Annotated in this window: 14 protein-coding genes; 6 read left to right on the top strand and 8 right to left on the bottom strand. The window is 41.7% G+C overall.

Going from position 1 to position 15,524, the window contains the following annotated elements; translation table 11 throughout:
- The first annotated feature begins 21 nt into the window (after window positions 1–21).
- Window positions 22–1,698: an AMP-binding protein gene (locus EGC80_RS16590; RefSeq protein WP_124011464.1), complete on the top strand. Its 1,677-nt coding sequence runs from the start codon at window positions 22–24 to the stop codon at window positions 1,696–1,698.
- Between the two features lie 83 nt (window positions 1,699–1,781).
- On the opposite strand, the gene EGC80_RS22480 is transcribed toward EGC80_RS16590, so the two are convergent.
- Window positions 1,782–1,952, bottom strand: coding sequence for a hypothetical protein (locus tag EGC80_RS22480; protein WP_164839482.1), 171 nt, complete (start codon window positions 1,950–1,952; stop codon window positions 1,782–1,784).
- 113 nt (window positions 1,953–2,065) lie between these two features.
- Window positions 2,066–2,284, bottom strand: a complete 219-nt coding sequence (locus tag EGC80_RS23055; RefSeq protein ID WP_233768529.1) for a hypothetical protein — start codon at window positions 2,282–2,284, stop codon at window positions 2,066–2,068.
- Window positions 2,285–2,600: 316 nt separating this feature from the next.
- Here EGC80_RS23055 and EGC80_RS16580 point away from each other — a divergent pair, with 316 nt between their 5' ends.
- Both EGC80_RS16580 and EGC80_RS16575 read left to right on the top strand, forming a co-directional pair.
- Complete coding sequence (locus EGC80_RS16580) at window positions 2,601–2,945, top strand: energy transducer TonB (protein WP_124011463.1); 345 nt, start codon at window positions 2,601–2,603, stop codon at window positions 2,943–2,945.
- A 684-nt stretch (window positions 2,946–3,629) separates the two neighbouring features.
- Complete coding sequence (locus EGC80_RS16575) at window positions 3,630–4,955, top strand: hypothetical protein (RefSeq protein WP_101031620.1); 1,326 nt, start codon at window positions 3,630–3,632, stop codon at window positions 4,953–4,955.
- Window positions 4,956–5,146: 191 nt separating this feature from the next.
- Here EGC80_RS16575 and EGC80_RS16570 read toward each other — a convergent pair whose 3' ends face one another.
- From EGC80_RS16570 to EGC80_RS16550, 5 genes are all read right to left on the bottom strand, one after another.
- Entirely contained in the window at window positions 5,147–7,216 is a 2,070-nt protein-coding gene (locus EGC80_RS16570; RefSeq protein ID WP_124011462.1) for a M13 family metallopeptidase, read from the bottom strand.
- Between the two features lie 336 nt (window positions 7,217–7,552).
- Window positions 7,553–8,149, bottom strand: a complete 597-nt coding sequence (locus tag EGC80_RS16565) for a PqiC family protein (protein WP_124011461.1) — start codon at window positions 8,147–8,149, stop codon at window positions 7,553–7,555.
- A gap of 4 nt (window positions 8,150–8,153) precedes the next feature.
- Window positions 8,154–9,137, bottom strand: a complete 984-nt coding sequence (locus EGC80_RS16560; RefSeq protein WP_124011460.1) for an MlaD family protein — start codon at window positions 9,135–9,137, stop codon at window positions 8,154–8,156.
- The gene (locus tag EGC80_RS16555) at window positions 9,134–9,901 is read right to left on the bottom strand and encodes an ABC transporter ATP-binding protein (protein WP_233768528.1); all 768 of its coding nucleotides are present in this window, start codon (window positions 9,899–9,901) and stop codon (window positions 9,134–9,136) included. Before EGC80_RS16555 ends, EGC80_RS16560 begins: the two co-directional genes overlap by 4 nt.
- Window positions 9,901–11,013, bottom strand: coding sequence for an MlaE family ABC transporter permease (locus EGC80_RS16550; protein WP_124011459.1), 1,113 nt, complete (start codon window positions 11,011–11,013; stop codon window positions 9,901–9,903). The genes EGC80_RS16555 and EGC80_RS16550 overlap by 1 nt, the downstream gene beginning before the upstream one ends.
- Before the next feature lie 309 nt (window positions 11,014–11,322).
- Here EGC80_RS16550 and EGC80_RS16545 point away from each other — a divergent pair, with 309 nt between their 5' ends.
- The 3 genes from EGC80_RS16545 (at window position 11,323) to EGC80_RS16530 (ending at window position 13,952) form a co-directional block, all read left to right on the top strand.
- Complete coding sequence (locus tag EGC80_RS16545) at window positions 11,323–11,730, top strand: LexA family protein (protein ID WP_101031607.1); 408 nt, start codon at window positions 11,323–11,325, stop codon at window positions 11,728–11,730.
- An 11-nt stretch (window positions 11,731–11,741) separates the two neighbouring features.
- On the top strand, window positions 11,742–12,998 hold the full coding sequence (locus EGC80_RS16540) for a Y-family DNA polymerase (RefSeq protein WP_124011458.1): 1,257 nt from the start codon (window positions 11,742–11,744) through the stop codon (window positions 12,996–12,998).
- Between the two features lie 405 nt (window positions 12,999–13,403).
- Window positions 13,404–13,952, top strand: coding sequence for a NifB/NifX family molybdenum-iron cluster-binding protein (locus EGC80_RS16530; RefSeq protein ID WP_124011457.1), 549 nt, complete (start codon window positions 13,404–13,406; stop codon window positions 13,950–13,952).
- Between the two features lie 26 nt (window positions 13,953–13,978).
- Here EGC80_RS16530 and EGC80_RS16525 read toward each other — a convergent pair whose 3' ends face one another.
- On the bottom strand, window positions 13,979–15,301 hold the full coding sequence (locus tag EGC80_RS16525; RefSeq protein ID WP_233768527.1) for a sigma-54 interaction domain-containing protein: 1,323 nt from the start codon (window positions 15,299–15,301) through the stop codon (window positions 13,979–13,981).
- Window positions 15,302–15,524 lie beyond the last annotated feature (223 nt).

Raw genomic sequence — 15,524 nt, 5'->3', positions numbered from 1 at the left:
GATGTTTAAACAACAACATTAATGATGGCTATAATGACAAATGATAAACCGTGGTTAAAACAATATCCTGAGGATGTGCCCGCAACAATAGATTCAAGTATGTATAACAATATCAATGATTTGTTTAAAGAGTCTTTTAGTGCGTATGCTAAAAAAGCAGCATATATTAATATGGGACATAGCTTATCCTACCAAGATCTCGAAAGTAAAAGTAACGCTTTTGCTGCTTATCTACAATCTGAACTAAAAATGAAAAAAGGCGAACGAATCGCCTTGATGATGCCTAATTTATTGCAATATCCCATCACTATTTTAGGTGCATTAAAAGCAGGACTCATTATTGTAAATGTTAATCCACTTTATACCCCTCGAGAGTTAAAACATCAATTACGAGACTCAGGGTCCAGTGCTATTGTTGCCGTCACAAATTTTGGTAATAATCTTCAGCAAATACTGCATGAGACTAACATTAAGCATGTTATTTTAACCAAAATCGGCGATGAGTTAGCTATACATAAGCGTACACTGGTTAATTTTCTTATCAAACATGTCAAAAAAATAGTGCCAAAATATCATATCCCCGACGCTATTTCACTGCGTAGAGCGTTAACCGAAGGCAAGAAACTTCCCTTTATTGATCCCCAAATAACAGTAGATGATTTAGCATACCTCCAATATACAGGTGGAACGACGGGTCCTGCGAAAGGGGCAATGCTGACTCATAGTAATATTATTTCTAACGTTCTACAGGTTCATGCTCATTTTAGCCCAAGAACCTTATATGATAAGGAATATGCAGTAACCCCACTTCCGCTTTATCATATTTTTGCCAACTCAGTGAGTATGATGTTTATGCTCTTTCTCGGTGCAACGAATTTACTCATTACCAACCCAAGAGATATAGATGGTTTCGTAGCAGATTTAAGTAAATATCCATTCACAATGGTTTTTGGTTTAAATACACTTTTTAATGGTCTAAACAATCATGCTGGTTTTCAAGAATTAGATTTTAGTCACGCTCGTTTTACTATTGCAGGTGGAATGCCGACGCAGAAACATATTGCTGATCGTTGGCAAGAGCTCACTGGAATGCCTGTCATAGAAGGTTATGGCTTAACTGAATGTTCCCCAGTGGTCGCTGCAGGTACTCATCAACAACAATCATTTATTTCTTCAATTGGTGTCCCTTTACCCAGCGCTGAACTCCGTATCGTTAATGATAAAAATGAACCTTTAGGTCCCAACCAAATTGGTGAAATTCAAATTAGAGGGCCCCAAGTGATGAAAGGCTATTGGCAACAAGAAGCCGAAACCAATACTGTAATGCATGCAGGAGGTTGGTTAAGCTCTGGCGATATAGGAAGAATGGATGACGATGGGGTTTTTTATATTGAAGACCGTAAAAAAGATATGATTCTAGTGTCGGGATTTAATGTTTTTCCAACTGAAATTGAAGAAGTTGCAACACTTCACCCTCACATCATCGAAGCTGCGGCCATTGGCATTCCTGATGACGCCACAGGAGAAATAGTTAAATTATTTATTGTACGCAAAGGTAATGTGACCGTTGATGAAATAAAAAAACATTGTAGAAAATATCTTACCGGTTATAAAAACCCAAGGATAATTGAATTTAGAGATGAATTGCCAAAATCAAATGTTGGCAAGATCTTACGTCGAGAATTGCGAGATTCATAGGCGCTATTACTGACGTCCTAAGGATAACCAACATATTTGGCATAGATATGAGGCGCAGCCGAGCAAATCCGGCTAAACCTCATTCACATGCTGACAGAGGATCCCGTCAACGACCATTTCAGCATTTGGTGCAACTCATCTTTAGTTGCTCCCTCTGCAGCCTGTAACGACATCCCTTTAAATAATGTCATAATTAGTCGTGCCAACGCTTCAGGTTGGCAACTGTCATTGAGTTCACCGCTGCTTTGAGCCAATTCAAATCTATTAATTATCGTGGTTTGATTTTTTCTTTCCGATTATTGATAGCGATTTTTATTGATTCGCTCGCTTCATTGCATGTCAAAGTACTATTAATTAATGCGCAACCTTATGGATGACTGGTGTCAGTAAATGGGGCCGCTGCACCGATCAATAATGATCGAATGACATCGGCAAGACGCTTATCCTGCACCTTGATCCTAAGTTGAGTCATCAAGAGATCATGATTAACTCGGTCAAAGAACTTAGACAGATCAACATCAACGGCAAATTTGCGTTTCTGTTTGATGATATCCCTTACTTCGCGGGGCAGACCCTGCCAACTCACCTCTAGCCTACGCCTCATATGATATTCTTGTTCATCATCTAGTCCTCTTTACAATATATGGCTAGCGGCTTCCTTCAGACCAATCATCAATGATAAGCCCTTGCCATTCGCTAGTAGTTAACGTTTAATAACAGCATGTTATTGAACGGTGACCTTCCTACAGAGGACTATCACCTCATTAGTCCATGCCCATGCTGGGCGTACACAAAAAGTTTAAACGGAACTAAAACAGTTGGTTAGGTTCTGCTTCGCTACGCATTACAACCAACAAGTCTAGTCCGCTTAATGCGGCGTTAACGACACAAAAAGGATTTTAATGAAATATTCTACTTTAGCGCTTATATCATTAGTTTTTATTACCGCGTGCTCTTCAACACCTTTGCCCGATAGATCTAATGCGGCGCTGAAAGAAACTGCAAATCCAACTTACCCAATTCATGCCGCTCGAAATAAAATAGAAGGTTATGTTCAAATGAGCTTCGATATAAGTGAAAAGGGTGATCCAATAAATATAAAAGTTTTAAAATCTGTTCCAGAACAAACTTTTGATAAAGCTGCAATTAGCGCGCTTTCAAATTGGAAGTATGCACCCAAGGTAGAAAATGGAAAGGCAGTAGTTCAACAAAATATGACGGTTCGATTAGATTTTAAGATGGGTTAAATGTCTAGCTAATAGGGCGTTATCGCATATCTTGTTGACATACTTTTCCTATTTAGCTTTCATCTATAGACAACTATGCAGCTAAATCGAAGAGAGTTAAATTACAGGTGTAGATGAGTCAGCGAGAATCTAAAATAGGGATGTTTTGGTTAAGCCCACAGGGATGCTAATTTTAAAATCAAGAGCTGGCGTCTCGCTTAATCATCTGCACTAAGATCACTCTTTCACATCCCTGTGATCGCGACATTTACTACGTCCTGTAGCTCACATGCTGCAGGCAATAAGTTCAAATGAAGCTACGTTATAAATCAAGTTAAACCAATACCAAGTAAGCTGAGTTAATCAATACCTCAAACGCACTTCTGTCCATAAATGCGTTACATGCCTTGCTTAAAAATGGATAAGTTCAACTCTTATCTTGAGGCCTGTTTTCGTTGACTTTGGATACAAGACGTTAACGACGTTGAGATTATTAAAATGATTTAGTGACTACAAGATGGTACCTGATCATGGTTCAATGAAAAGTCAGAATGCTATTAATGGGTACAACCTACTCTCAATGAGAGTGTGTGATGAACGACATTTTATATGCAAAGGCTTCGTGGATTTACGCGCTATCGCGTTCCGCTGTGTTGGGCATTAGTTCAATGTAGACGTACAAATTTAACAATATTAGGAAGATAAATGCGCACATCAAAAATAATATATTTCACCATTTTTATACTAGTAATGTTTTCTGCTTGTATTGCAGTTTGGGTATATTATCTAAAAGAAGGCAAAGATTTACTTAGTTTTACAATATCGACCGTTGGGTTCTGCATTGCACTATTAGCTCTGTTTATAGCTGTCAGGACATATACATCAATCGACAGTGTGAACAATATAAGTAAAATGGAAGGTAATATTCTTGATAATGAGAATTATGTAACTTCACTTCCTGAGTTAATCAATCAATTCAAGTCTAAAGACGAAAAAACACTCGACAAAGAACTCTTTGATTCAGTTGAATATAAGTTAAAAAAAGAGTCCGGTACTGCCGTGCTTTTTGCGGATACGTTGCAGTATATGATTGATCTTATAGTTTTATTTCCGGCTGTTTTTAATGCTTCTGATACGGATAAAAAGCTCTATAAAAAACGTATGGACAAGATATTAATAGAGGTAGATAGGCAACGTGACATACTACATTCGGTAAGCAAAGGAAATTCAATTCAAATAACTGAAACAATAAAGTTATTTAAAGCTGTCGTTTCATATCAGAATTTTGTTGCTGATGGTAATTTTAATATCCATGCAGATCTTCTCCATGTTCGTGGACCTATACTTCGAAATCCTGTCACAAAAACGATATATCACAATTACCTTGGTTTGTATTACAACAAAAAGGGCATGCACTTGCTTAGAGAGTCCCTAAATATGGGAGATATAGATATTCTCTCACTTAACGGTCTTAGTTTGGTACAGAAAGGTATTGGCTCTATATCTCCATCAATTATAGAAGATGTGACCATGTATTTAAAATCTGCATGTGACCAGTTTGATAGAGCACTTCATATTTCTAGTGAAGATGTTATGTGGCCAGGGTTCATTAATTATAACAAAGCACGCACATTGTATTTCTTGGCTTTGTTATCAAGTACTGAAATAAAATGGCTTGAGGTTATGGATGAAGCGATTAAATTTCGTAGTAGATTAAACCGACTCATTGACGAGATTTTAACAATAGACAGATCCAAAACTGCCAAAATAGAGAATACACATTTAAGGCAATTTTTTCTCTATCAAGAAGAGTTGGCCCGTGTAGTCAAATTAAATTTAATATTTGCAGATAATGCCATGAAACAAAACACGGTACCAGCACTGTATAAGGGGGTTAATTTAACGGGTGTATCCAAGGAAACTGCCTCGGACTTATTTATGAAAATACAAAGCTTCTCTACGGTTAAAGCTTATCAAGAGAAAATTATTCACCGACTTGTAAAGTGTGCAAACGATATTACCAGCAACTGATTAATCAAGCTGACTGTTTATCCAGGCCTTTATTGGCCTCTGTCATGAGTCACAAGGTTGCTGATATTTGTTTAAGTATTAGCGCAGAGTGTGATAATAAAAGACCAGTCAGTAACTGACTGGCCTTTTTGTATTGTGACGGATGCTTGTTGCAACCGAGGCACGTTATTGCAGTTATTTACGTACTCAAACTACCAAATACGTACCCGTTGATCTTCAGGCAAGTACAACTTGTCATCTGGTTTAACATCAAAAGCTTTGTACCACGCATCGTGGTTACGTGGGGCAAGGGCGCGGTAACGACCGGGGGCATGGGTGCCTGCACGTAACTGAGTTAACATGCTTTGCTCGGTGCGCTTTTCTTTCCACACTTGAGCCCAGGCTAAAAAGAAGCGTTGATCGCCAGTAACGCCATCAATGACTGGGGCTTTTTTACCGTTTAAGCTTAACTTGTAAGCATGGTAAGCCATTGCGATGCCGCCCACGTCGCCGATGTTTTCACCTAGGCTGTTACGTCCGTTGACAAAGTTTTCTGGGATCGGCTCATATTTGCTGTATTGCTCAGCAAGCTTATCGGCTTTGGCATCAAAGGCGGCACGGTCTTCATCGGTCCACCAGTTACGTTGAATGCCATTCGCATCTGACTTAGAGCCTTGATCATCAAAACCATGACCCATTTCGTGACCAATTACTGCACCAATACTGCCATAGTTAACCGCGGCATCTGCGTTGGGATCAAAAAAGGGTGGTTGTAAAATAGCCGCAGGAAACACAATCTCATTAAATGAGCTGTTGTAATATGCATTCACCGTTTGCGGGGTCATACCCCAACGATTACGGTCGGTTTTTTGCAGTTCTTTCGCTACGCTGTCGGCTTGGAAGTATTGGCGTAAATTTTTAATGTCACCCACTAAATCATTTTTAGTTAGGGTTAAGCCATCAAATTGTTGCCATACATCTGGATAACCAATTTTAGGGTTAAATGCTGCTAGCTTAGCATGAGCATTAACTTTCGTATCATCGCCCATCCACTCTAAACCATCAATACGCTGACCCAATGCAGTGCGTAAGTTTTCGACTAATTCGGCCATTTGCTTTTTAGACGACTCAGGGAAATAACGCGATACAAACACTTTACCAATCGCAAAGCCTAATGATTGGGTGCCTGACATTTCTTCTACCGCGCGTTTCCAGCGAGGACGAGGTTGCTCTTGGCCAGTTAATTCTTTGCCATAAAAAGCAAAGTTAGTATTGAAAATGTCTTCTGACAGTAACCCTGCGTTATTAGTGACGGTGTGGAAGGTCAGATAGTCTTGCCATACGCTTAATGGCTGTTGGTTTATCAAGCCAATCATAGCCTTAACTGGCTCAGGCTCAGAGATATTGAGTTGTGGTACTTGGTAACCCGTTTGCGCAAAGTATAAATCCCAGTCAAATCCTGGGTATTGCTGAGCAAGATCTTCGCGTTTAACTTGGTTTAAGGTTAAGTCGCGATCACGGCGCTTTTCTCTAGGCCATTGGGCTTGTGCTATTTTAGTTTCGAGCACAAGAATGGCCTGGGCACGTTTTTCGCCGTCATTTATGCCAGCAAAAGCCAGCATTTTAGCGATATGATCCACATAAGCTTTGCGGATATTCACAAAGCGCTCACTCTCTTCTAAGTAGTATGAACGGTCAGGTAAACCTAAACCTCCGGCACCGAGAGTCATTTCATATTGATTAGGATCTAAACGGTTAAACCACATGCCTCCGTCAATCGGTGATGATGCACCGGTAAGCCAAGCCTCGCCGAAGACTTTAGTTAAGTCTTGAGTTGAGTTTATCGCGGCAATTTGATCTAAGGTACCTTTAATGGGCGTGATACCTAACTTATTGATGGTCTCGGTATCCATATAGGCATGATAAAAATCAGCAATTAATTGCTCTTCTGCAGTTAAGTCACTGCGACTGGCAATATCGTCAACAATCGCTTTGACTTGATGTTCACTGCGCTCAGCCAACGCATTAAAGGCGCCATAACGGGTTTTGTCGGCTGGCATGACAAAGTTGTCGTACCAAGTGCCACTTGAATACATAAAAAAGTCATCGCCAGGTTTAACCGCTTCATTACGCGCGGCTAAGTCTACCCCAAAAGTACCTAACTCTGCTTGAGCTGGTGCAGGTGAGGTCACGGTTGCAAGTTTAGTGTTATTTGTATCAGATACGCCACAACCCGTTAATAGTGCCGTTGTTAATCCAATCGCAATTAAGGATCTATTCATTGTTATCGTTTTCCTTAGCCAATGTGTTGACAGAATTATTTGCCAGGTTATCTTGAAAGATTGACAAAAAATGTCAATATTTGAATTGTTAGCAAATTTTAGTGACTGCAATATGAACATGGTTTTCACGCTTCAATAGCCAGCATGATGACGCTGATGGATAAGGTATAAGCGCTGACAATATTATCGGTGCCTCGCTAACGCTAACTAACCTCAGGTTATCTTTTGTTTCGTTGCATAGGTGATCCAGCGGCTACATACCATGCAATGAGTGACGTTGTCACAGCCTATTACTTTTTAATCAGAACTTAGTTAACCAGATCGTCATGCGGTCGCTTAATTAGGCAGTCGTTGCAGCGATTTATCAATTTCCTGAGCCAATTGAGCTAATAAATAGCTGTACGCGTTAACCAATTCAGCGGCTGTTGAGCCTGCCTCAGTCGTCGCCGCAAAATGTTGTCGTTCTATATGACGGTTTGATGGGATATCTATTAGTTCCCAATTAGCATTCATTCTGGCGTTGACGCCATCACGATTGAGACTGATGATTTTAATTTTTATGCTGTATTGAGGACGGTTATCTGCTCGCCAAGGAAACAATATCAAGTTACGACTGCGATCGCCTTGGCTAAGGTTAAGACGAATGACCCGACTAATGCCTTGGTCTAGTGGTTCAGCCCAATAGCTATTGGTGAATCTTTGCAAACTGCCATCTTCCCGCTGGTACACCACCTGAGTGAAGTTAAGATACTCAGCAATCTCGACTGGCCCAATACCAATATCACGATCTAAGCGTGTACTGCCCGCTTCAATTTGGCTGGGGATAGCCGTGAGCACAAAATACTGTTTCGTGGGTGAGCTTTGGCAGCCAAAAAGCAGACTAAGCGCAAGTAGGCAGGCTCCCCAATGAATTGACCACGACCCAAATTTCATGACGTTATTCTCCTAAAGGTATGGTTTTTTTGCCGCGGATGATGGCCTCAGGCTGTTCATCTAAGGTTTCGCTCAAACTGCGTAGTGATCGCGCGGCGCGGTGAATTTCTTCTAGCGTGTTATCTAACTTGATTAATAGCGGCGAATCTTGAGCAAGTGAATTACCCGCTTGGGATGTGAGCTGATTAATGCTTAATAATGTCTCGCGTAATGCCGTCAAACTGTGATCAAGTGATTGAATAACCTTAGGTTCATCTTGGTTCAATTGGACAAGTAGATTATCCAGTTTGACCAGAACTTCAGCACTATGTTGTCCTAACGTAGCCTGAGTCGTATCGATGTGAACAGCGGTGTTTTTGACTGCGTTAGCCGCACTGTCAAAGCTTTCCAGTGCCTGTTGTATTTGTCCGCTGGCAGCTATGTCGCTGAGTTGTTGGGCCAAATTATCAACATTATTGACTAAGCTTTTAAGGTTCAAAGATTGCAAATCTTTTGACAAGGATTCGAAATCAGTTTCTATGGTTGGCAGCTCTAATATGGCGTTGTTTCCACCATGAAACTGAGGCACAGTACTGGGATAAAAATCTAACTCAACATAGAGCAGCCCAGTTAATAAACTCTGATAATTCAACTGGGCACGTAAACCGTTATCGATGGCGTGGAAGAAAAACTCTTCGCCCACTTGAATACCCTTTAGATTGATGCGTTTCAACAACAAATTAGCATGAACAGCGGCGGTAATACCTTGGCTATTGTTATTGGGGAAATCGATACTGATATCGCTTATTTCACCGATCACAACCCCTTTTAACTTCACGGGGGCGCCCACCTGAAGCCCTTGGATTGAGTTGTTGAAAAACATCACTACGGGGGCTTTTTCGGCAAATATCCGTCCTCCAGAAAAGAATAACAGTGCAATAAACACTAAGATAATAGCGCCCAGAATAAAGGCACCAATCGCAAGAGGAAGTCGCTGGCTTTTACTCATGATGCCTCCACTTTGTCAGCACGATTGAGAAATTGTCGCACCCGAGGTTGGCTGCTGTTAAGTTTTAATTCTCTCGGATCGCCACAGTCGAGCATGGTATTGGTTTGATTATCCAGATACACACAGCGGGTGCCGATTGACAATATACTGGGCAGCTCGTGCGACACGATAATCACGGTCGAATCGAGTGCTTGGCAGATTTGCACTATTAAATGATCTAAGCGCATACAACTAATGGGGTCTAATCCTGCAGAGGGTTCATCAAAAAACAACAATTGTGGATCCAGTGCAATCGCGCGCGCCAACCCTGCGCGTTTGTGCATGCCGCCACTTAACTCGGCAGGATAAAATTTCTCGAACCCGGCTAAGCCAACTAATGCAAGTTTATAGGCCACGGCTTCAGCGATTTGCCGCTCCGAAAGGTCGGTATACAGTTGCAGCGGTAAAGCGACATTCTCAGCAAGTGACATACTGGAAAACAACGCCCCAGTTTGAAAGGTAATGCCCCAGTCTTTAAGCATAGCCACTTGCGCCGGTTCATCTGCGTCATAAAAGTTTTTACCTTGATAGCGTACTTCGCCCTTGAGCGGAGTTAACAGTCCTACCATTGATTTAAGCAAGGTCGTTTTGCCGCAACCACTTCCGCCAATGACAAAAAAGATATCATTCTTGTGAATGTCGAAGGTTAACTGTCGTTGCACTTCGGTAGTGCCATAACCGACACAAAGATTGCGAACACTGATAAAGGCATCATCAAGCATCATTAGATCCCTAATTTATCGAACAAAATATTAAGCGCGGCGTCAGAGACCACAAGAAAGACAATCGCCTTAACCACAGCGTTGGTGGTGGCTAAACCAACGGCATTAGAATCTCGACCGCAAAGAAGGCCTGCCTGACAACCCGCTATAGCAATCAGAAAGCCAAAAATGAGGCTTTTTATCAAACCGGTGGAAATGTCTACCCAATCGATCGCAATCTGGGTTTGCAAAATATATTGGGTGTAACTTACGCCCATGCCATTGGCAACAATCGCACCGCCGATCATGCCGATCACATCTGAATAAATACACATCAGTGGCATAATAAAAATCAATGCCAATAATCGAGGTAAAACCAGGAATTCCATGGTCGAAATGCCCATTACGCGCAGAGCATCAATTTCTTCATTGACCTGCATTGTGCCTAATTGCGCAGCATAAGCAGCCCCTGTTCTGCCAGCCATGATAACGCCTGTCATGAGCGCGCCCATTTCACGCACCATCCCGATAGCCACTAAATTTGCAACATACACCTGAGCCCCTAATTGCCGCAGCTGTACCGAGCCTAAATAGGCCAATATCATTCCCACAAGCAGGCTAATTAAGGTGACAATAGCCAGTCCTTTAGGTCCCGCTTGTTCTATAAAAAACACGATATCACTGCGACGAGTACTGGCTTTGCCTCTGAACCAACGACCCAATGCCAGTGAACTCTCGCCAACAAACACTAATCCGTCGTGTACTTGTAAACCTTGCACAATAAGCCAGCTACGTAAGGCTGCTAATAATCCGCCAATGGCAGCATCATTGGTTGCTTGATAAACAGGAACGTCGGTAGCAAGTTGTAGTAATTGCTGTAATCCTTGTGGGGTGTCTTTTACATTTAAGGCGATTTGTTGTTGTTCACACCAACGTGACAATTGTAATAAGGCAATGGCGAGACTTGAGTCCCAGTGCGACAACTCTGTGGTGATTAATGTGACGGAATGACAAACAGAGGGTAGCGTAGCGCAAATATCCGCGCCCAGTGGCGCTTGGCCCAATTGCCAATCACCCGTAAGATGCAGTGAACAGTTATCATCTTGCATATCAATGTGGAATGTAGCGAGTGTCATACTAGACCCCGAGCAAAGGGAAAAATAATGCTATTGGTTACGCTATACACGAACTAGGTTAATTCTTGTACTGATGATCAGTGTAGACCAATCACTCTGATTATATTTTGACCTTGAACATATTCTTTCATAAACAACAGATAAGGTTGCCGTGTAGCGGCGTCTAAAGTTCAATAAAAACCACTCCAATGCTTGAAAAGCACAGGGCATGGCGCAAGAAAAAATAAATAAACTTGCACCAACTAAATTTAGCGGTAAGATGTACTGTGTTTTTATACAGTACACGTTATAAGTGTGCGAGGTTGTCATATGCGCATTATTCCTATTGCAGCGAGTGCCGGTATTACTGGCTTTGAAAGCCCTGCAGCCGAATACCTTCAATTAGGCTTAAGTCTTGATGAGATATTAATCCAGCATCCCAGTTCGACTTTTCTTGGCTTAGCCCAGGGCGAGTCGATGCAAGGAGTGGGGATCTTCGATGGCGATTTATTGATTGTCGATCGCCATGAAACCGCGAAAAGCGGCGATGTGATTGTGGCTAATTTTAATGGTGAATTTGTGTGTAAAATTCTCGACATGCCACGGCGAATGCTAGTGTCATCGAATGAGCAATATTTACCAGTGACCATCTGCGACTATGATGATTTTAGTATTGAAGGCGTGGTGACCCGCTCAATTCGTTGTCATCGTCAAAGCCCACTGCTTGTAAGCAAATAAGAGTAGGTAAAATGTTTGCCTTAGTCGATGCCAATGCTTTTTATTGCAGTGCTGAACAGGTGTTTCGTCCTGATTGGCGTGGTAGACCGATGATTGTGCTCAGCAATAATGATGGCTGTATTGTGGCCGCTAATCGACATGCAAAAGAGGCTGGCATTCAAAAGTTTTTACCTTATTTTCAAGTTAAAGCCTTATGCGCCCAGCGCAATGTCATCGTTTGCTCATCTAATTATGAATTGTATGCCGATTTATCGGCAAAGATGATGGCAATAATAGGCCGTTTTGCCCCAGAGCAGCATGTGTATTCGATTGATGAAAGCTTTCTGTCTTTTAAGCATTGTTATCCCGCGATCAAATGCCTGCATACCCAAGGTCAGTTAATCCGCCGCGCGGTTTGGAAAGAAGCGCGCCTACCTGTTTGTGTTGGCATAGCCGAAACCTTGACCTTGGCTAAAATTGCTAATCACGCCGCTAAAAAAATCCAGGGATACCAAGGTGTGTGCGTTATCGAGACTATGCAGCAACGTACCGACATTTTAAAACAGTTGGCGGTTGCAGAAGTATGGGGAATTGGCAGGAAGATGAGTAACAAGCTTGCGTTAATCAATATTCGCAGCGCATTTGATCTCGCCTCTATGCCGCCCAGTCTTGCGAGAAAGCAGTTTAGTATTGAAATAGAGCGTACGGTGCGCGAGCTTAACGGCCAAGTGTGTAAACAATGGGATGAGGCGAGGGCTGATAAAAAGCAAATTTTCTCCACCCGCAGTGTGGGCGAGCGCATCACCGATTATGAGTCATTATTACAAGCGTTAAGTAAGCATGTTGGTATTGCGGCGCTCAAAGCGCGTCAGCAAGACTCCCATTGTAAAACCATGTTGCTGTTTGCGAGTAATTCCCCCCATGACGAACAGCCAGTAAGTTATAAAGTCATCGTACATTTTCCATGCCCAACCCATTGCAGCGTTGAGCTCACCAAAGCTATGACCCACGCTGCTCCAAGGCTATTTCGTCAAGGAGTACGCTATTACAAAATAGGCGTGGGCCTAGTTGATTTAGCCAGCGAGAAGCATTTTCAATTTGATTTATTTAATACCGCTAAGGTCACCCATGCGCTAATGCACACGCTAGATGGCATCAACCAACGCTACGGTCGCGACACTGTGTTTCTGGCCGCACAAGGGATAGAGCAAAAGTGGGCCATGCGCCGTGATTTACTAACACCTCAATATTCGACCCAATGGAAATGCTTGCCAAAGATAAAATGCTAAGGGGTTTTATTGGTTTTTTTATTCGTTTTTCATGATTAATGCCACTACAGAGCGAATAATCGCCCCGCTATTTTTATCGCAATAAGGTCAAGGGCACTAATGATTGTCAGTCAGATGTTTAGATAATTGATGTCGATATAAATAGTGCAACAGATCACAAACCCTAAATTAAAGCTGGCATATGCCATAAATAAGCGTATATATAGCATATGCTATTAACTGTAGTTTGGTTATACCAAGCGCTAAAATTCAGTTAACTATTAATGGGGCAGCCAAAAGCTATGTTAAGCCTATTTATCCCACCTCTTAACCCGAGTTGAAGTTACTTAAATCTGTGTGTTTTAAATTAATGGACGACTTAACTAATGGTAAAGCGTTGTTAATGCAAAATGCACATGAGGAGAAATGATGATTACCGCCATACCAATGAAAGACGAACATATTTCCAGCCATTTTAGCAAAGCTGATGAGGTGCTCTTTATTGACGATCAAGGTCAAGTGAAAGGGCGTTTTGCCAATCCTGCACTAACAGATGGATGTGAGGGTAAACAACAATTAGTCAGTTTGATACTGGCACATGGCGCTAATCGCGTGATCGTACGTAACATTGGCCAACAACTATTAGCTAAATTATTAAGTCGGCAACTGAGTGTTTTTCATGCTAAAAATGGTCGTACAGCAATAGACGATCTTGCCGGTGCTAATTTAGCTGACTGTGAGGAGTATACCGAGGCAAGTCAGGGACGCCCTTCATCTAAGCATATTGCTAAACAAGCGAATGGTGGTTGTTGTGATCATAATCATGCTGACGGAGAAGCGGGCAGTCACGATGGTCATTGCAGTGGATCAGAAATGGCGACAAAGAAACGTTGCTGCGGATCAGAAATGGGCACAGCAACCGCAACAATGAAAACGTGTTGCAATAAAAAGCATTCACTAATACATCAACATTAATGGTAACTATGGTTGATATTACGTCATTACAGCGCTGTTAGCTTTAGCTCATAGCGCTGTAATTTACGATATAAGGTCCGCACACTAATATTAAGCTTAATGGCTAATTCTGCTGGAGATCCTTGAAATTGCTGACAGACCTGAGAAAGATATGCGTACTCCACGTCATCGAGTGACATGAGTTCCGTTGCCGTTTTTAGTGTATTTTTGTTATCTGTCGATGTGTGGTTAGGTTGAACGCTTTCAGGTAAATCACTGCTGTGGATAATATCTTCGTTGGCAATCAGTGCCGATTGTTCAATAATATTTTTCAGTTCGCGAATATTACCTGGATATGCATAATGACTGAGCAGATTTAATGCGTTAGCCGAAAACCTTTTATGTTTGTATTCAGAGTACTTTATAAAATGATTTACGAGTCCTGGAATATCATCAAGGCGCTCACGCAACGAGGGTAAGTAAATGGGAAATCCGGCAATGCGGTAATACAGATCGCGTCTAAATTCACCTTTTTCAACCAAATCGAGTAAATTCTTATGGCTGGCGCTGACTAATCGAAAGTCGGAACGTTTTTGTTTTAATCCACCCACGGCGCGATAACATTGGGTTTCTAGCAACCTCAGCAGTTTAACTTGCATGTTCATCGGTACATCGCCAATCTCATCAAAGAATACCGTGCCGCCGTGGGCTATCTCAATCAGACCTTTTTTACTGGTGGTTGCCCCGGTAAAGGCTCCTTTCTCGTAACCAAATAACTCACTTTCGAACAGGTTTTCACTCAGGCCGGTACATTCAATAACCACAAAAGGTTTATCATTGCGGCTACTGGCTTGATGCACCGCTTTAGCGACGAGTTCTTTACCTGCACCGGTTTCACCTTGCAATAGCACCGCAATACTGGATTGAGATGCTCGGTTAATTCTGTTGAGCATTTGCTTAAACGGCGCAGATTGACCGACCATGGTGCCTTTTTTAGACTCTGTTGATGCATAATCAATGGCATCTAAAACCTCCAGATATCCCAATACCTTGCCACTGTTATCTTTAATGGGTTTCATTAAAATATCGCAATATGACTTACCGTGTGCAGTGCTATGAATATGCACGGCATTGGCAGCCCTTGCGGTACTCTGGCATTGTTGCAAAGGACACTCTTCACCGTGTTTATCACAAGGCTCATTACTGTGATGAGATATCTGATGGCATTTACTTTGGCCTAATATGACTTGTGTATTATACGTTTCCAAATAGGCTTGATTAACCGCATGTATAACATAATCTGGCGTAATAAATATTGCCGGTTTATCAATCGCGTTTATCATTGATTGCACAACAGTGGTGTTACTCATTTATCACTCTCGCTTACTGTACACATTAATCAGTTAATCTCTAAAGTGACATTATTAGCGCAATATTTGTCACTACAATGCCATATTTGTCAGTTCATAACCTAGCATGTGCCTCTCGCAAATATCAATGAATTTTAAGTGGCTGATTTTATATATTTTAAATTTGTCGGTGTAATATGGCACAAGCTTTGTATTGATCTTGCTATATGTTTTGTGATTGGAC

It is taken from the genome of Shewanella psychromarinicola (assembly GCF_003855155.1).
GTDB lineage: Bacteria > Pseudomonadota > Gammaproteobacteria > Enterobacterales > Shewanellaceae > Shewanella > Shewanella psychromarinicola.
This window is presented reverse-complemented; position numbering and strand designations above follow the sequence as displayed.